Raw genomic sequence first — 17,388 nt, 5'->3', positions numbered from 1 at the left:
TTTTTGGAGTAGTCGTTGCGGTTATGGTCCTATGTGTTGCTCAATCCCGCAAAGGGCCTCCCTATAGAACCTTGGGTTCCATGCGGCCTCTTTGCTTGGATTCTCGCGAACGGCCGCGATGCGCAGAAAGCTGACTTTGCAAAGTCTAGCTTGAGCCCAAAACTGACGTGCACTGAATTAAACGAAATTGGCTTTCGCCGCTTTCAAAAAAAAGGGGTAGTGAGTTTCCTTCTTTAATTCGAAGTATCCCAAATCATACCTAGGTAGGAGGAGTTACCATGAAGACAGCGGTTGTGACCGGCGCCGCGGGAGGGATGGGGCAGGCCATCTGCCGCCAATTGCAGACAAACGGGTTGCATGTGATTGGTCTGGACCTCAAAGAAGAGCGTCTGAACGAACTGGCATCAGAATTTAGTTCGGACTTCACACCTATTTCCGTTGACTTAACTGATCCTTTGGCCGTGGCTCAAACGTTTGAGCGCATTAGGACAGCCCATGGCGGTCTGGATGCTTTGGTAAACAACGCTGGCACCTGCTTTATGTCTGACTTCCCGCACATTCCGCCCGAGGAACTCGAAAAGCAGATGGCAATCAACTTTAATTCTGCATTCCATTGTTGCCAGCAAGCGGTCCAATTGATGTTAGAACGCGAAGGCATCAAAAAGATTGTAAATATCTCATCGAACGGTGCTTACAATTTCGATGTGTTCGACCCTCCGCACTACCGCGCGTCAAAGGCAGCGATGGATACCCTTACAAAAGACCTCGCCCGTCGATACGCACAGGATAAAATCTGTGTAAATTCTCTGGCACCTGCCATGACTGAGACACCGTTGTTCAATGTCTTGACCGAGGAAGTCTTGAAGAAAGCCGTTAGTGCCATGCCACATGGTCATGCGATGCTACCTGAGCAAATCGCCTCTTGGGTTGGTTTTCTCATTTCACCGGCAGGGGATGTTTCCAGTGGGAATGTGATTATTCTGAACCAAGGGCGCGACGTCAGATAACTCTTTGGTGCGACATCACTTTTCGGAAAAATGGTCCAAGGGGTGGGGTCAGCTGTAGACTTCTGGTGCTTTCTTCAGAACAGGCCACTGCTTTGGACAATGCCCATAGATTACAAAGGCATCTCGCTCGGATGCCAGACGCATCAACCTGTCTGCGCTGGCAATTGCTGCATCTTCGTCCCAAGACCCGGCAAACTTCTCGTCGATTTCTGCTGGTCGGGAAATCGCATCACTGGTCAATAAAATCGCCCCCGACGGAAGATGGACCATCACGGCGATCTGGCCAGGCGCATGGCCTGGCGCCGCCAAAACTAAGATACCCGGCCCAATCTCTACGTCGCCATCAATAACCAGGTAATCCTGCTCGGGCCATTCCATCGGCCGCATATCGCCCCAGTACAACGGGCGAGGTAAGGCTCGCTCGGCAGAGGAGATGAGAATGGGACTGTTTGGAAAGTCGCCCAATGCACCGATATGGTCGATATGGGTGTGCGTACAAATCTGTAGTGTAATGTCTGACGGAATAAGCCCGAGTTTTGCCAGCTGTGCGCGTGGCAGATTGTCTGGTTCGCACTTCAGAACCTCGCCGAACTCATACAATCGATCTTCTTTGACCGCGGCGTCGGTATCAATGGCGTATTTTTCAGGAAATCCTGTGTCGATGAGTATTGCTTCTCCCAAATCTGTCCGGATTAGAAACCCGCAGATACCTATGATGCGGCCAGTGGAATGGACCTTGAACAGCCCGTAGTCCAAAACCGCAAGGTCAATCGGTCGCCCTTTGACAAATCCCTCTACTTGCACAGACTCTCTCCCTGATTGACTACAAAGATTTTGAGTAGAGCATGAAAGTCAAGATACACACACTCTTTCAGTACCTACTGGATACCACGGAAGCGGATCCAGAAGCTTTCGTTGGGTTTTCCTTGTCCGAGTCGCCGCGTTTGGGTGAGTTCATGGATGCGCTGGATCCAGCGCTGCCGTTGGATTGGAACCAAAACAGCTTTCGGGGTCTGCCTGCTTTACGACGACATGTTTTGGACCGCGCCGGCTTGTCTGATGTTTGCAAGCCAGACGACGTCCTGATCACCGCCGGCGCAGCAGAAGCCAATTATCTTGCATTCATGCAATTGGTCCAACCGGGCGACGAAGTCGTAACGGAACGCCCGGGCTGGCCACAAGCGGGCGTATTGGCAGAGGCAGTTGGCGCGACGCTAAAAGTTGTCGACCGAGAAGAGAGTGCTGGTTGGGTTTTGCCGCTCGACAAAGTTGAGGCCGCAGTATCAGCGCGCACGCGGCTCATCTTTATGACCAACCCCAATAACCCCACCGGGAAGTTGATGACACAAGCAGAGCTGGAAAGGCTTGTCCAAATCGCAGATCGCGTAGGTGCATGGCTGGTTGTTGACGAGGTTTACGCGGGATTGGAGTGGGACGGGTCCCGTGCCCCTTCGATTGCTGGTTTGTATCCAAGGGGTATCACGACGGGCAGCGTTTCCAAGGCACTGGGGCTCCAGGGGCTACGCACCGGCTGGATGATATGCCGTGATTCAGATCTCATTTGGGACGCTATTATTCTGCGGGAAAACTCGAGCGAAATTATGAATATTCTCGGCGAAGTCATCGCCGAAATCGCCTTGAGGTCTGACCGATATAATCAGGCTTTGAAAACTGCACGGGCAGCTGGGATGAAAACGCTGGAACGCCTGGATAGGTTTGTTGCCGATCAGCCCAACCTCGATTGGGTCAAACCTCAGGCTGGATTAATTGGTTTGGCACGGCTCGATGGGATTGATGGCGACGTGTTCGCCAAACGCTTGCTCGCCGATCCCTATCGGACATTTCTACTACCGGGTTCGTCTTACGGGATGCAGAACCACATCCGACTGGGTGTGGGGGGAGGTGCTGCTGCCAACCTCGACCTTGGCCTAGAGCGCATGGACGAACTATTGGCAAACTGGTAGATTTAGGACACTCATTTCGACGGTTCGGGCTGCTAAGTCGGTCAAATAACGTTGCCCGTCCCAAGCTGACACTAAGCCCAATTTTGGTGCAAGTTCACCTGCCATGCGCTCAAAGCTCTCTCGCTAGAATAACGCTGTCGGCGCGCTAGTTCGAAGATGGAACAACTGATTCATAACCAAGGTTCGAAATGACAGGTTGGACAACTGAAAATGTTCAAGACTATCCCCGGCCACCTGCGCTGCGGGAGGTGCCCCATAACTTACGGATAGAGTTTGGCGGTCGAACAATCGTAGAAACTGACCAGGCGTTTCAGGTTCTCGAGACCCACCACGCCCCCACGTATTATATTCCGCCGCAAGACATTGATACCGTTCTGACAAAGGCCTCAGGTAGATCATACTGCGAGTGGAAGGGTGTTGCGAGCTACTGGGACGTTCAGAGCGGGGCAGCTGCGGCTAAGAAAGCTGCGTGGAGTTATGCTGCACCAACCACCAGATTTGAACAGATTAAGGACTATCTCGCCTTTTACGCCGGACTTATGGATGCTTGTTTTGTTGGTGAGTACCGGGTGATCCCGCAACCCGGGGACTTCTATGGAGGCTGGGTCACCGAGAACTTGAAGGGTCGTATAAAAGGCGCTCCGGGCACGGAATTTTGGTGAGGATAAATGACGGACCCTAAATCCTCGCCAACCCCTTTGGCCGTTCCTACAAGCCGTTTGGTCCGTGTTGCCGGTTTGAGCAGCATGACAGCAGGCATTGCGGGGAACGTGGCAGTACGCGCCCTAAGAGAGATCGGTCGCGGTGCGCGACCCGATATGCGTGGTTTGTTGATGACACCCGGCAACGTGACACGAGTCGCGGATCAACTTGCTCGCATGCGAGGCGCCGCGATGAAGGTGGGTCAGTTGATTTCGATGGATGCAGGTGAGGTCTTGCCGCCCGAACTGGCTGACATCATGGCGCGTTTACGAGATCAGGCGCATTTCATGCCACCGAAACAATTGCGTGACGTCCTGAACCGAGCTTGGGGTGCAGGCTGGCGAAAATCCTTCCAATCTTTCGATGTAAGGCCCATGGCGGCAGCGAGCATTGGGCAAGTACATCGTGCGACATTGAAAGACGGGCGCGATGTGGCGATCAAAGTGCAATATCCCAGTATCGCGCGCAGTATCGACAGCGATGTCGCCAATGTTGCTGCGCTGGTTCGCATGTCAGGTTTGCTTCCCCAAAGCTTTGATCTGGATCCGTATATCCAAGAGGCGCGCAGTCAACTGCATGAAGAAACCGATTATGAACGCGAGGGACACCACCTGCGCCATTTTGCAGACCTCTTGCAGAGTGATGAAGCGTTTGAAATCCCGGAGTTCTTTCCGGATTGGAGCACGCCAGAAGTTCTGACGATGTCTTTTCTGGAAGGTCGCCCTATCGAGGCCGTGAGTGATGCGACCAGCGAGGAACGCAATCGAGTTTCAGAATCCTTGGTCAATCTCACGCTGCGCGAGGTTTTCGAGTTTGGTATCATGCAGAGCGACCCAAACTTTGCCAATTACCGATACAACCCATCCAATGGAAAAATCGGTCTCTTGGATTTTGGCGCGGCACGCGCACTGCAACCATCTGCAATAGATGGATATTTGGATCTGTTGCGCGCCGGTTTGCTTGAAGACGGCGCGGCGCTTCGTAAGGCTGCCATACAACTGAAGCTTATTGAAGGTGATGGTCCATTTGACGACCGGATTCTCGGAATGATCCACAGCGTTTTCGAAGCAATTCTATCTGCCAATGAATTTGATTTCTCTGACCGAACTCTTTCCCACCGCCTGAACAAAGAGGGAATGGCGTTGGCCGAGGTTGGCTATATCCCACCCCAGGTGCCAATGGACGTTCTTTATCTTCAGCGAAAGATTGGGGGAATGTTCCTGTTGGCTACTCGATTGAATGCCTCGCTGCCCGTGAAGACGCTGCTTGAAAAGTACGTCATCTGAACCAGCCCAATTCACTCAAAACCAACAAGCCGAACAACTAAAAACCTGCGTCACTGATCAGTGTGACCAACCCAAGACGAAGTGTGAATACGGCGCAAACGTTGCCAAACGCGGATTCGAGAACGCCTTTGAAGAGCCAACCCAGCCATTAGAAATGCCCATCGTTTAGGTTGATCATGTCGACGAATTTGTCCTGTTAACCGGCTTCGCTCCGAACCAAGAGGCGATCTTCGAAAGCTTCGGTCTTAAGGGCAGGAAAACTCGGTATGTAAGTTCTAGCAGGGACGTTACCCCCGGTAAGCCTGCCAGACGCGCCAGCCAACGCCATTTGGGTAAAGTGCCCCAGAGTTCCGTGAACCCGCGCGCACCGGACACAAGTTCTCCATCTGGTCGGCGCACAGTGAATCGATCCATCGCTTCTTGCCGCGTTAGATTTGCACCGACACGAGCATTGGGTTCTGAAACGTCGACAAACCGCAGGTGTTCAGCGCCCTTGCAAGAAGCATAATGCCCGATCTCAACGGAGCAAAGCGGGCATGATCCATCGTAGTACACCGTAGTGTGCGATTGATCGGCGTCATCAGATGTGAGTGCAAACTCAGCATTGTCCGTTTTGTGCATTTTGTTTGACCTTGCCCATTGGGTTTCGCCGATATGCTCGTGAGAGTTAGCGCGAAAACCAAAGAAACAATGGGGCAGTCGTGGAACACAGATGCGCCATGAAGCCGCAACTTGGGATGCCGCAAGTCATAGTTAACGGCGGCTTTGCTCGAATTGCAGGCGTATAGGCAAAATTTTTGCATAGTGCGCGAGGCTTGTAGTTATCTCGCGGTTTGCTGAAGAGAGCTTAAAAGTCGCCGCCACAAAAAATTGACTACGGCAATCAAATAAATTCAATGGTTTCCGTATCGAATGATCGACGAGGCGAAATGCTGCATGAGCCTAATTTACCGATTTCGATGCGCAAACGAGATGACTCGGTTTAGATTTAGCTTTCTCCCATTAACGATGCATTGGGGATAGATGTTCTGGGGTTCGCTGCCAATTGCGCTCACGGTGCTTGGTGGCGTACAGGTCGTTGTGGTGGTCTCTTTAACCTGTGTTCAGAAATCAGAGTTCAAACAAATGAAAGTTGGGCCAACTCTGTTCTTGGCATCGTGTTTTAGGGCTCAGAGCCGTCACCAGTCTATGTCACTTTCGCCAAGGTCTCATTCTCCAGGCCAGACGCTCATCAATGAGTTCGCGGAAACTTCCAACCTTCAAGTGCCGAAGGCCGATGGCGCCTGCGCAAAGGCCGCGTCCACAGCGAAGTGGAGAGGTGGTTGAAACAAAGATCCGATTTCTGTGGCCATACGTACAGTACTTGAGGAACGGAGGTATCGTGCAAGTCGTTTGGTTCAAACGGGATTTACGGGTAAATGATCATCCGGCACTTTCGCAGGCGTCTGAGGTCGGGCCAGTTCTGCCACTCTATGTTGTTGAACCGGAGCTTTGGCAGCAACCCGACGCGTCAACACGGCAGTGGAACTTTGTTGCTGAGACAATCGCCGGACTTCGAAAAGACCTTGGGGAACTTGGCCAGCCTCTTGTTGTGCGCACTGGGCAGATTGTGTCGGTCCTATCCGAGTTGAAGGATCTTGGTCTAGTCGACGTACTTTGGTCACACGAGGAAACAGGGAACAATTGGACGTATCAGCGGGACCGTCAGGTCGCGGAATGGTGCAGGGATCATGGTGTGCAGTGGCAAGAAGTGCAAAACCACGGCGTTTTTCGCAGGCTCAAGTCTCGTGACGGCTGGGCGGAACGATGGGACAGGTTTATGGCATTGCCCGTTTCGCCACCAGTTGCGCTGCAGCATATCGATATAGAACCAGGGTATATTCCCACGGCGCGCGACCTCGGCTTGCGGGATGATCTTTGCGTTGGTCGTCAAGCCGGTGGACGAGCTGCTGGTTTGGAGCGGCTGAACAGCTTTCTGACATACCGAGGCAAAAGATACCAACGCGAGATGTCCAGCCCTTTGGAGGGAGCCGTTGCGTGTTCGCGGCTGTCGCCCCACCTGGCTTGGGGCGCGCTTTCTATGCGCGAGGTCTCGCAAGCGACTGAAAGGCAAAGACGCCAATTGCCGCCACAAGCAAAGGACTGGCGCAAATCACTGCGCTCGTTTTCGGGCCGGTTGCATTGGCATTGCCATTTTATTCAGAAACTCGAGGATGAACCTCGGATCGAGTTTGAAAACCTGCATCGCCTCTACGACGGGCTTCGACCGAAAGCGCCAGATTGCGAGCTTTTGGCTGCCTGGTCCATAGGCGAAACGGGATATCCGTTTTTGGACGCATGTATGCGGTCATTGCAAGCGACGGGGTGGCTCAACTTTCGGATGCGCGCAATGGTGATGGCCACGGCGAGCTATCATCTTTGGGTGGATTGGCGAGCCCCGGGTGAGCATTTGGCGCGCATGTTTACGGACTATGAGCCAGGCATTCACTGGAACCAGGTGCAAATGCAATCAGGCACCACTGGCATCAATACCGTGCGCATCTATAATCCAGTTAAGCAGGGCTATGATCAGGATCCAGACGGGGTGTTCATTCGGACATGGTTGCCGGAACTGGCCCATATTTCGGATCGGTACATCCACGAACCCTGGAAAGCCCAAGATGGGAAACAAGTCATCGGAGCGCATTATCCAGAGCGTGTTTTTGACCATCTCGCAGCAGGCAAAGCCGCGCGAGAGCGGGTATGGGGCGTCCGCCGGAGCACTGAGTTTCGCGCCCAAGCGCAAGCCATCGCGGCAAAGCACGCGAGCCGAAAGACCAGGCGGACTGCTCGCAAAAATGCGCGGTCGGCTCAAGATCAAGAGCAACTCGGCCTGCCTTTGGGGGACCAATGATGAGGATGCGGAAGAAAGCCGATTTGCCCCAGAAAATCTGCCCGATCTGCAAGCGCCCGTTCACCTTGCGCAAGAAATGGAAAAACGTTTGGGATCAAGTGAAATACTGTTCGAAGAAATGCAGGTCGGCCGCATGACCGAGATTTTTCCAGAACTTGCGGAAGCGAAAGAGACGATCAGTTTCAAGCCCACACGAACCAATGGCCTTAAAAGGCTGAAGCAGTTCGTGGGACGCGCCGGTCGGCATTATGCAGGTAAGCGGAACTACGATTTTGGGACCGATCAACGCAGCAATGTATCGGGTTTGTCACCTTGGCTGCGCCACCGTTTGATAACGGAACAAGAGGTACTGGCAACTGTACTAGCGTCCCATAATTCCGACGCGGCGGAGAAGTTCGTTCAAGAAGTGTTCTGGCGCACTTACTTCAAGGGCTGGCTGGAACAGAGGCCCAGCGTCTGGGCACATTATCAGCGGGATCTGTTGAGTGCTTTAGAGCGACTAAAATTCGATCAGGGCTTAGAGACCCGTTTCAACGATGCAGTGAACGGCAATACCGGCATCGACTGTTTCGATCATTGGGCGCGGGAACTGGTGACGACCGGTTACCTGCACAACCATGCGCGCATGTGGTTTGCATCAATCTGGATTTTTACGCTCCATATACCCTGGCAGCTTGGCGCGGACTTCTTTTTGCGGCATTTGCTGGATGGCGATCCCGCATCGAACACGCTGAGCTGGCGGTGGGTCGGCGGATTGCACACAAAAGGCAAAACCTACCTCGCGCGACCTGATAATATTGCCAAATACACCGAAGGACGGTTTCAACCAAAAAACCTCGCCAAATTTGCCGAACCTCTGACCGAGACAGCAGAACACCCGCTTATTCCGCTTTTAACTCCGCAAGAGCCCCCAGAGGGCCCTTACCTCATGCTGTTGACCGAGGATGATCTGTCAGCCGATAGCTTAATGCCGACATCGCCTGCTGCCGCGATTGGACTTTTGGCGACGCATGGTCGGTCTCCTAATCCGATTGCAGGCGCTGTAACGGATTTTGCCGAAGGCGCGATGAATAGCGCCCTGGAACCTCACGGAAAGCGCGCGCAATCCGCCGAGGATTGGAGTGATCCGTTGATCGAGGCAGCGCGGAATACCGGTGTCAAAACCATTGCAACAGCCTATGCGCCCGTCGGCCCCACTCGGTCACGACTGGATCGTGCGGAACCTCTGTTGAGGGACGCTGGCATGTCTTTGAACCGGATAATACGACCCCACGACACGATAACATGGCCTCATGCAAGGGCCGGCTTCTTTGGTCTTCGAAAGAAGATCCCATCGCTTTTGAGCCAATTGAACCTGGCCACCCAACCAAGGCCATAGCCGGTGTCCACTGCCGCGCTTTTACTTCCCAACCAATTGTTTGCCCAGCACCCCGGTGTGGCTGCCCGACCCGACGCGGTTGTGCTTTTCGAAGACCCGCTTTTCTTTGGCGATGCGTTTTATCCTGCCATGATGCACAAGCAAAAGCTTTGGCTGCACCGTGCTTCCATGACGCGCTATCGCGATGGCTTGGTCGCCAAGGGATTTGATGCCGCTATTTGGCCCTTTGAGCGGCAGCCGGGCGCTTGCCTGCGCCTGTTTCAAAGTCTGCGGGACCGCGGCGTCAGCCATATAATCATGGTTGATCCGGTAGACTTCATTGCAGAAAAACGTCTTCGGGCGGCGGCTGGCAGAACCGATATCACGCTCGATTTCCGACCATCACCTGGTTTTTTGAACACTCGGGCCGACAATCAGGATTGGTTTGCCGGTCGCAAACGCTGGTTCATGGCAGAGTTCTACAAAAGCCAACGCCGCCGCTTGAATGTGTTGATGGACGGCGGTCAACCGGCGGGGGGACAATGGAGCTTTGACAAGGAAAACCGTAAGAAAGTGCCCAAGGCGCTGTTGGGCAGCCTGCCTTGGATCGACTGGCCTTCCCATGAGGCGGTTGATGAAGCAGCGAAAGCAAGCGTACTTGATGATTTTCCAGAAGCGTTGGGCAGCTTGGATACGTTGTATTATCCGACATCACACAAAGATGCGTCCGACTGGCTGGCGCAGTTTCTGGAACGGCGGTTTGATCACTTTGGCGACTATGAAGATGCCATTGTTGCGGGTGAAAGCTGGCTGTGGCATGCCGTTCTCACGCCAGCCTTGAACATTGGATTGTTGACGCCCAAACAGGTCTTGGACGCTGCACTGGCGCATGCGGATCGCAAGGGTATTCCCCTGAATTCGGTAGAAGGTTTCATCCGCCAGATCATTGGCTGGCGTGAGTTTATGCGTGCAACCTATGAAAGCCTGGGTGTGCCGATGCGCACTACAAATCACTGGGGCCATCACCGACCAATGCCCCGCGCTTTCTACGACGGAACCACTGGTATTGATCCGCTGGACGACACGATCAAAAGGGTGCTCAAGACAGGGTATTGTCATCATATTGAACGCCTCATGATTTTGGGCGGATTTATGTTTCTGTGCGAAATTGATCCGGATCATGTCTATCGCTGGTTCATGGAAATGTTCGTCGACAGCTATGATTGGGTGATGGTTCCCAATGCCTACGCGATGAGCCAGCATGCCGATGGCGGGTTGATCACCACCAAACCGTACTTTTCGGGTTCAAACTATGTTCGCAAAATGAGCAATTGGGGCAAAGGGCCCTGGGCCGACATTTGGGACGGGCTTTATTGGCGCTTTATCCTGAAACACAGCGATAGACTGGCTGGCAATCCCCGATGGGCGATGATGTGCCGTACGGCTGAACGGATGTCGCCAGAGGCCAAGAGCACGCACATAAAGACGGCTGAAGCTTTTTTGCGACGGATGACACAAGCATGAACACTATGGTGGCGCGTGACTGATATTGAGGTCACATCCCGTGATCAACTGTGGGAGTGGCTGAGCACGCATTTTGCCCAACGTGATAGCGTCCGGCTGATCACGTGGAAGGCGGCACATCCGCAGAAATATGTCAGTCGGGACGAGGTGCAGGATGCGCTGATCGCGCATGGTTGGATTGATGGAAGACGATTTACAATCGATGAAGACCGGACGGCGCAATTGATCAGCCCGCGAAAACAGCAAGCTTGGTCCAAAAGCTAAAAGGACAAAGCAGAGCACCTTAGGCAAGAAGGCTTAATGCACCCCGCAGGAGAGGCGTCTATAAAATCCAGTAAGGCGTCAGGGCTATGGAACTTCTTTGATGACGTCGATGCTCTGGTTGTGCCAGACGATTTATCCGGTGAATTGGACCTGAACAAATGGGAGCAATTGCCCCCCTCTTACCGACGCAACGTCCTTCGCTGGATCAAGATTGCCAAGAACCCAACAACGCGCCAACGACGGATCAACAAGACGGTCGAAACAACGCATACTGGAAAAAGAATGCAGCAAATGTAGCGCTTTCTGGTTTGCCCTTGGTTTGCAATCGTAATCTGAGCTTTCGTAGTGAAAGCGTGTGGACATCAAACTAACCTGTGCTGAAGACGACCGCGTTGTTGTGCTGTCCCATCAGATCTGGCCCGATGGTCTGGTGGACGTGGGGACCGATTTTAGTGCGGTGCATGGAACTTCGAAAGGCCCTGTCGGCTAAACCGCGATAGTCAAATGGCATAAGTCTGATCCAAGAAATCCGCCGAAGCGTATATATCACGAACCAATTAGGAAGGAGATAAATATGCTCCCGAAGAGTATTCTTGCGGCGATCCTTGGATCACTTGCAGCCACCTCGCTTCAAGCCGGAGTTCAAATTCGCTTCATAGAAGGCGCACCCAAAGACCGTTTTGTTTTGACAAATGTCGGAGCTTGTGAAGTAGAAGCTTCGACCCTCAAAATTGACTTGTCGCAATCTGCCGGACGTCTGATTTTCGACGTTACCGAAAAAGGCGCGGGTGTAGAGGTATTCTAACCTCTCGAATTCGTTGAGGGTGCAGATGCTCTGCGGCAAATTCCAGCTGTCGTGGACGGGCAAGATTCAATTGCGCTTGAGATCGCCTCCTTCGCAGCCGGGGACAAACTCGCCTTTACCATCGATGTAGATGACACTATCGGGCAACGCGAAATCACCGTAACCGGGTCGGAGATCGAAGGCGCCACAGTGTCATATACTGATGCGGATAAGACCAGTACTGCGACCTTCTCTTCCGAAGCACTTGTCAACGTGACGACAAAGGACTGCTGAAAGCTGTCCCGCAATGTCGAATTCGTTGATCCGCATAGCATTCCTTGCGCTCGTGGTGGGCGGCGGCATCCTGATCGGGACACTGACTGCACCTGGCGAATGGTACGCGCAGCTTTCCAAACCGGCTTTCAATCCACCAAATTGGATTTTTGGTCCGGTTTGGACGGTGCTTTATGTCTTGATCGCTATGGCGGGTTGGCGCCAGTTCGAAACAGACCGAAGCTCGACCGCAATGAAGCTATGGTGGGCTCAGATGGGTCTGAACTTTTTGTGGTCCCCAGCCTTTTTCGTACTGCAACTGCCGTGGTTTGCCCTTGTTGTCATTGTCGCGTTGTTGGCTGTCATTGTCATGTTCATAGCTCAGGTCAGGGCTTCAGATCGGGTTTCCGCACTGGCCTTCCTGCCGTATTTTGCATGGGTCGCATTTGCCACGGCGCTGAACCTTTCCATTGCGATACTGAACTGAGAAGGAACAATATGCGTGCCAACTTCATTGGGCTTGTTTCAGGTCTTGCCATCATCGGATGCACAATGGCTCAGGCTGATGGAAAATTAACTGAAGACTTCTCCAAGTCTCCGGAGACGCGTTGGGACTACGTCGCCGACACCGTCATGGGAGGAGTTTCTTCAGGGCAGGTCCAGTTTCGATCGGAAGGTGATGTCGCATTCGCGCGGCTGACCGGGACCGTCAGTACAGAAAACAACGGCGGTTTCATCCAGTTCCGACGCAAGTTGTCTGATCGGCCAGATACGGGTGTATCAGGCGTCAGGCTATTGGTACGGGGGAACGGCGGGCCATACTTCGTTCATCTCAGAACACGTGGTACAGTGCTTCCGTGGCAATACTATCAGGCCGCGTTTGCAACTTCTAACGAATGGACAGACGTTTATTTGCCTCTGTCAGGCTTCAAGGCTTCAGGTGCCATGTTGCGCACTACTCCTGTCGCAAACGCAATCATCTCAGTTGGAGTTGTAGCCTACGGGCGCGATCACGAGGCCCGCGTAGATGTCAGCGAGATTGGTTTCTATTGAAGGTTTCCAGAGAGAGGGCTGCGATCTTCAAATAGGTCTGTTTGACATGGTTCGAGATCGAAGTGTGTCAAAAGAAACTGCAAAACTTGATTATGGATGTCCGCTTAGGGCTGGTTGCGGTCAACCATGCTCATCGCAGAGACTGATAGTACATGGTTCCGCAAAGCAGTGTTGAGGATATGGTTATCCGGGGCGCTTTGGTTCCTAGCAGAAGAGGCGCTTAGAAGAAGCGTGCACTACTACAACGACAGTCGCCATATAAGACATCTTTTATTAAGTATTGGGTAATGGCGGCAGGTAAGCTGTACTAGCGGTCTGGGTCTGTATCGAGTTTGCCCCAGAGATCATTAACCAGATCTGAGAAGCTATCATTCGAGGCCTCTTTGGGTAGTACACCAGCTCTTCGCCGGCGTTCGACCTCGGCCGTTAGTTCTTCCTCTGTAGCTGTCTCAACCACATCACATCGAAGAGCTGTCCGTATTCATGAGCTTCCGGGCGTAGTCCTCGTCATCGTAGGCTTCCATGATCTTTTCGAAGGTCACTTGTTGTTCGGCGGTCATCACCATTCCTTCTTCACGCACGCGGGGCACCGATTACGGTCATCCGTTCGGTCGATCTGAGCGAAAAAGCCACAGACCGAGCACGTCATTTGATCTCGAATAGGCTTCTTTTGAACGCCAAACAGCCGGTGCCGTTCCGGATGGCGCTTGCTAACGACATCATGCCCGCACCAACAACAAAGTGTCTTGTACCAGCCGTCCAGAAGTTGGGTCTCGGCACTATTTCCGCATCGTTCACAGCTGTGATTTGCACGCGCAATCGTCTCAGCGATCATCGACTGGATGTGTCGATCATCACACCTGTGGTAGATGCGGAACTCTCCCAGCTTCTCCTTGATCTGGAGGACAAAGGGGTAGGTGACACCCTTCAGATCGCAGTATTCCTTAACCTCCGTGAAGAGCTTTGTGACCAAGCCGGACCAGCCTTCGGGTGTGCGTCCGAGGCTCTCTTCGACCGATTGCTTGATGTCGTTGAAATCAATTGCGTTCGAAACGTCGTCCGCCATGTCGGACACCTCCTGAGGATGGTAGGAGGCGTCGGAATCGAACCGGCTCGCGCACTCTAATCTGGAGCAATTACAAGGATATAAGCCTCGCCCGCATACCAATGCTGCCTCCCACGGATTTCGCGTGGGTTATCGACCTCAGGCCGATATTCGATGGCAGTGGATGCGTGTATACGTCATGACCGGAAGCTGAACCAGTTAGGGCGCCACCGTGTCAAGTCGGAGTGCGCGCCAGCCCGAGATCCACCGCGTAGTTCTGGGAACCTTCTAGCTTAACGTGTGCCCAAATGACTGAAGCAACTTGTTTGGAGGGTTGGTCAGCTTGGCGTAGGTCTCACATAGTGAGACGATTCGACACTCGATGTTCAAGGTTAGAACTCAGCATCTACGCTGAAGAACAAAATAAGACAGATCAAATCTCGCGAAAGCGACCGAGCTTCTAGGGTTAGCTCAAATACTGCGGCTGGGCTGTATCCGACTGCCTGACGCTGGTCCAACATAGGATTCTATCCAGCTGCGACGGGTCGATGGTGCGCAACAGCCCTTCAACGGGCTCCGGGTTTAGCGTTCTGTTTCGACCGATATGTTCTATGACGTGACGTATCAGCCGAATGCATATCAAGCCCACATCGCCGGAGTTTTTTGGGATCTATCGCAAGCGTGCAAGTGAACTGCATTCTGCAAACGAGAGTTGAAATTTGCTAATCAAAGCGTAGCTGTGATTGAAGGAAAATACCAAAAAGTTGTAGGGCTTGTTCAGAAACCACTGTCAATTGAGCGTGCACTCTGAACCACGCAAACTTATGGACAAATCGTGCAATGTTATGCGCAAACGTCGCGCAAATTTAGGCGATTGTATACTTGACAAACCCATAGCGGATTCCCATATCAACATCAAGAAGTTGAGGGAAATGAAATGTCCGTTCTGTCCAAAGCCTATATGTACGATGAAGCCGAAGCGTTTAAGCACGTTGAAAGCATCATCTGGCCGGACGGTCCGGTATGCCCTCACTGTGGTGTCGTAGATCGCGCCTATCGCCTTGAAGGTGTCCGTACGAAACCGAGCAAGAAGAACCCGGAAGGCAAGGAGCGTCACAGCCTCTGGAAGTGCCGCGAGTGCCGCAAGCAGTTCACGGTTCGCAAAGGCACCATCTTCGAAGAAAGCCACATTGAAATGTTTAAGTGGCTGCAAGCCATTCACCTGATGGTGTCCAGCAAGAAGGGTATCAGCAGTCACCAACTACACCGCGTTCTTGAGATTACCCACAAAAGCGCGTGGTTCATGTCCCACCGTATTCGCGAGGCAATGCGTTCTGATGGCAACGTTGACTTCGGCGCCGGTGGCGGCACCGTAGAGGTTGACGAAACGTTCATTGGTAAGGAGCCGGGCGTAACCAAATCAAAAACGGCGCGCGGATTTGCTCACAAAATGAAGGTTCTGACGTTGGTGGATCGCGAAACCGGTAAGGCGCGCAACATCATTGTGGACGATCTAAAGCAGACAACGCTGTTGCCGATCCTTCGCGATAACATCGCAGCGGAAGCGACTGTGTATACGGATGAGGCAAAGCAATACACGCATCTTGGCCGTGAATTTGCAGATCATGATTTCACGACGCACAGTAAAGGTGAATACGGTCGCGGACCCGTTCACACCAATACGGTTGAGGGATACTTCAGCATCTTCAAGCGTGGGATGAAGGGCGTTTATCAGCACTGCGCCAAGAAGCACTTGCATCGCTATGCGGCTGAGTTTGAATTTCGGTACAATAATCGCGTTACCAATGGTGTTGATGATCAGTTGCGGGCCACTATCGCCCTACAATTTATTTCAGGAAAGAGGCTGACGTATCGAGGGACTTACGCAAGCAAAACTTGATGCAAGAAAATTGCATTCCGCGAGAAAGCGAAAATGAAAGCAAGAAAAGTGATGTTTTTGATGCATGAGCTTGACACCTGCAAGAATCATATTAATGTGCTGAATCAAAGAGGGGCCACAAGACATGGTGTCCGGACCCCTCAAAGAAATCGGGAGTAGGGATTCGGCCCCCTATGATCTCCCTCAGAATGTGAGATCAATATGTCTGAGCACGTTGAATCAGTCAAGCAAGTAATTGCTGAACTTCGGACATGGAGTGCCGGAAACCGTGAGGCCAACCGTAGCTCTGTGGCTGACAAGTTTGATGCCTTGATCGCCCCGTTAGAGACTGCGGTAGATGAACTTGTACGGCTCTACGGTTTGACTTCTGCCCTTCCTTCTGACCTCGGAAATATCCACGACCTCCCGCCTGAACTTCTGGAAGAGTTGTCCGTTGCCAAGACTGACGAGCTTGAAGATCAACTCGTCACCGTGATTAAGGCATACGGTGACGAGGCGTCGCTCGACCAAATTCTTGTCGGTCTATATCGGAAATTTGGAGTCACCCAGAAACGGCGTTTTGTTCAAAACAAGTTATATCGCATGGACACTGCGTTTAGCGTTCCTGGTCGGAAGGGTGTTTACACTACTGATGTAGAAAAGCTGAGCGAAGAAGATATCGAAAAAGAGGCGTTGCGCCCAAGTGCAGCGACCGATGAGGGACATTCGTGGGACGATGAAATCCCCTTCTAGGGGTATGGCCCCGGCACTCAAGGCCGGGGTCATTGAGATGCGGGTGACTTGGTGTGGTGGCCGTCCTTCCCAGTCTGGTCCACCGGGGGTTCGACTCCCCTCATCCGCTCCTAAACAGCCCCCCTCCACAAGGGGCTAATGCAAGAGCCGCGCGGGGTCCAAACTCGTTGCGGCTCTTGTCGTATATATATGTATCTATAGACTCGCAGTCAAATGCCATGAGGTCATGCGATGAGTGCCAAAAAGAAATCCCAAGCTGACAAGTTCACAGAGGTCGCCCGCCAACTAGAGGCGGACGACGATGAAGAACGATTCAACGAGAAGCTGAAGAAGCTGGCGAAACAGAAGCCCGGAGAGGCCTCAACAAGCGACGAAGGAGACGAGTGATGGCGGAGGAAGTCGCAGATCTGTGCCGCGAGTATGTCTTTGCCCACGCGGGTGACTACGACGATCACGAGGAAGATAAGGCGGTCGAGGCTCTAACCAGAGGCTTTAGGGCGCACGCCAAGAAACTGGGTTGGGAGCCACCACATTTTCACATCGACGTCACGGATCGGGTTCGGGCGGCTTTGAGGATTCATCGCAAAGACCGATAAAGCGGGTT

Annotated in this window: 20 protein-coding genes and 1 pseudogene; 18 read left to right on the top strand and 3 right to left on the bottom strand. The window is 52.8% G+C overall.

All coding sequences use genetic code 11. The features are described from left to right. Nucleotides 1-278: 278 nt before the first annotated feature. Nucleotides 279-1,007, top strand: a complete 729-nt coding sequence (locus tag AC2FFD_RS11580; RefSeq protein ID WP_257599841.1) for an SDR family NAD(P)-dependent oxidoreductase — start codon at nt 279-281, stop codon at nt 1,005-1,007. A 48-nt stretch (nt 1,008-1,055) separates the two neighbouring features. Here AC2FFD_RS11580 and AC2FFD_RS11575 read toward each other — a convergent pair whose 3' ends face one another. Beyond that, on the bottom strand, nt 1,056-1,811 hold the full coding sequence (locus tag AC2FFD_RS11575; protein WP_496873126.1) for an N-acyl homoserine lactonase family protein: 756 nt from the start codon (nt 1,809-1,811) through the stop codon (nt 1,056-1,058). Between the two features lie 41 nt (nt 1,812-1,852). On the opposite strand from AC2FFD_RS11575, the gene AC2FFD_RS11570 reads away from it, so the two are divergent. The 3 genes from AC2FFD_RS11570 to AC2FFD_RS11560 all read left to right on the top strand — a co-directional run bounded on the left by AC2FFD_RS11570 (nt 1,853) and on the right by AC2FFD_RS11560 (nt 4,959). Further along, entirely contained in the window at nt 1,853-2,971 is a 1,119-nt protein-coding gene (locus AC2FFD_RS11570) for a pyridoxal phosphate-dependent aminotransferase (RefSeq protein ID WP_496873125.1), read from the top strand. Nucleotides 2,972-3,159: 188 nt separating this feature from the next. After that, nucleotides 3,160-3,633 carry a DUF427 domain-containing protein gene (locus AC2FFD_RS11565; RefSeq protein WP_257599844.1) on the top strand — a complete coding sequence of 158 codons (474 nt, stop codon included), beginning with the start codon at nt 3,160-3,162 and terminating at the stop codon, nt 3,631-3,633. A gap of 84 nt (nt 3,634-3,717) precedes the next feature. Then, on the top strand, nt 3,718-4,959 hold the full coding sequence (locus AC2FFD_RS11560; RefSeq protein ID WP_496873124.1) for an ABC1 kinase family protein: 1,242 nt from the start codon (nt 3,718-3,720) through the stop codon (nt 4,957-4,959). Nucleotides 4,960-5,133: 174 nt separating this feature from the next. On the opposite strand, the gene AC2FFD_RS11555 is transcribed toward AC2FFD_RS11560, so the two are convergent. Next, nucleotides 5,134-5,580 carry a thiol-disulfide oxidoreductase DCC family protein gene (locus AC2FFD_RS11555; RefSeq protein WP_496873123.1) on the bottom strand — a complete coding sequence of 149 codons (447 nt, stop codon included), beginning with the start codon at nt 5,578-5,580 and terminating at the stop codon, nt 5,134-5,136. 613 nt (nt 5,581-6,193) lie between these two features. Between AC2FFD_RS11555 and AC2FFD_RS11550 the strand changes: the two are divergent. The 10 genes and pseudogenes from AC2FFD_RS11550 to AC2FFD_RS11505 form a co-directional block, all read left to right on the top strand. Then, nucleotides 6,194-6,718, top strand: a pseudogene (locus AC2FFD_RS11550) (deoxyribodipyrimidine photo-lyase); the annotation flags it as partial. Between the two features lie 60 nt (nt 6,719-6,778). Further along, nucleotides 6,779-7,852 (top strand): FAD-binding domain-containing protein, encoded by a 1,074-nt coding sequence (locus AC2FFD_RS11545; RefSeq protein ID WP_496873239.1) that lies wholly within the window; start codon nt 6,779-6,781, stop codon nt 7,850-7,852. Next, nucleotides 7,849-7,989 carry a DUF2256 domain-containing protein gene (locus AC2FFD_RS11540; protein ID WP_425079349.1) on the top strand — a complete coding sequence of 47 codons (141 nt, stop codon included), beginning with the start codon at nt 7,849-7,851 and terminating at the stop codon, nt 7,987-7,989. The genes AC2FFD_RS11545 and AC2FFD_RS11540 overlap by 4 nt, the downstream gene beginning before the upstream one ends. Beyond that, nucleotides 7,929-9,230 (top strand): FAD-binding domain-containing protein, encoded by a 1,302-nt coding sequence (locus AC2FFD_RS11535; RefSeq protein ID WP_496873122.1) that lies wholly within the window; start codon nt 7,929-7,931, stop codon nt 9,228-9,230. The genes AC2FFD_RS11540 and AC2FFD_RS11535 overlap by 61 nt, the downstream gene beginning before the upstream one ends. Nucleotides 9,231-9,233: 3 nt before the next feature. Further along, complete coding sequence (locus tag AC2FFD_RS11530) at nt 9,234-10,733, top strand: cryptochrome/photolyase family protein (protein WP_496873121.1); 1,500 nt, start codon at nt 9,234-9,236, stop codon at nt 10,731-10,733. A 15-nt stretch (nt 10,734-10,748) separates the two neighbouring features. Further along, a complete protein-coding gene (locus tag AC2FFD_RS11525) occupies nt 10,749-10,997 on the top strand; it encodes a YdeI/OmpD-associated family protein (RefSeq protein WP_425079346.1) in 249 nt (82 codons plus the stop codon). Between the two features lie 36 nt (nt 10,998-11,033). Further along, nucleotides 11,034-11,294, top strand: a complete 261-nt coding sequence (locus AC2FFD_RS11520; protein ID WP_425079345.1) for a YdeI/OmpD-associated family protein — start codon at nt 11,034-11,036, stop codon at nt 11,292-11,294. Between the two features lie 277 nt (nt 11,295-11,571). Then, the gene (locus tag AC2FFD_RS11515) at nt 11,572-11,802 is read left to right on the top strand and encodes a hypothetical protein (RefSeq protein ID WP_496873120.1); all 231 of its coding nucleotides are present in this window, start codon (nt 11,572-11,574) and stop codon (nt 11,800-11,802) included. Between the two features lie 286 nt (nt 11,803-12,088). Then, nucleotides 12,089-12,541 (top strand): TspO/MBR family protein, encoded by a 453-nt coding sequence (locus AC2FFD_RS11510; protein WP_425079343.1) that lies wholly within the window; start codon nt 12,089-12,091, stop codon nt 12,539-12,541. A gap of 11 nt (nt 12,542-12,552) precedes the next feature. Next, nucleotides 12,553-13,107, top strand: a complete 555-nt coding sequence (locus AC2FFD_RS11505; protein ID WP_425079342.1) for a CIA30 family protein — start codon at nt 12,553-12,555, stop codon at nt 13,105-13,107. Between the two features lie 559 nt (nt 13,108-13,666). On the opposite strand, the gene AC2FFD_RS11500 is transcribed toward AC2FFD_RS11505, so the two are convergent. Next, nucleotides 13,667-14,173: a hypothetical protein gene (locus tag AC2FFD_RS11500; RefSeq protein WP_425079340.1), complete on the bottom strand. Its 507-nt coding sequence runs from the start codon at nt 14,171-14,173 to the stop codon at nt 13,667-13,669. Nucleotides 14,174-15,089: 916 nt separating this feature from the next. Between AC2FFD_RS11500 and AC2FFD_RS11495 the strand changes: the two genes are divergently transcribed. The 4 genes from AC2FFD_RS11495 (at nt 15,090) to AC2FFD_RS11480 (ending at nt 17,380) form a co-directional block, all read left to right on the top strand. After that, nucleotides 15,090-16,052 carry an IS1595 family transposase gene (locus AC2FFD_RS11495; RefSeq protein ID WP_496873119.1) on the top strand — a complete coding sequence of 321 codons (963 nt, stop codon included), beginning with the start codon at nt 15,090-15,092 and terminating at the stop codon, nt 16,050-16,052. Nucleotides 16,053-16,253: 201 nt separating this feature from the next. Beyond that, nucleotides 16,254-16,784, top strand: a complete 531-nt coding sequence (locus tag AC2FFD_RS11490) for a hypothetical protein (RefSeq protein WP_496873118.1) — start codon at nt 16,254-16,256, stop codon at nt 16,782-16,784. 231 nt (nt 16,785-17,015) lie between these two features. Next, complete coding sequence (locus tag AC2FFD_RS11485) at nt 17,016-17,171, top strand: hypothetical protein (protein WP_496873117.1); 156 nt, start codon at nt 17,016-17,018, stop codon at nt 17,169-17,171. Next, nucleotides 17,171-17,380 carry a hypothetical protein gene (locus AC2FFD_RS11480; protein WP_496873116.1) on the top strand — a complete coding sequence of 70 codons (210 nt, stop codon included), beginning with the start codon at nt 17,171-17,173 and terminating at the stop codon, nt 17,378-17,380. The genes AC2FFD_RS11485 and AC2FFD_RS11480 overlap by 1 nt, the downstream gene beginning before the upstream one ends. Nucleotides 17,381-17,388 lie beyond the last annotated feature (8 nt).

The sequence above is a fragment of the Ruegeria sp. YTSC002 genome (genome assembly GCF_059609845.1).
The sequence above is the reverse complement of the archived record's forward strand: the minus strand, read 5'-3'. Positions and strand labels throughout refer to the sequence as shown.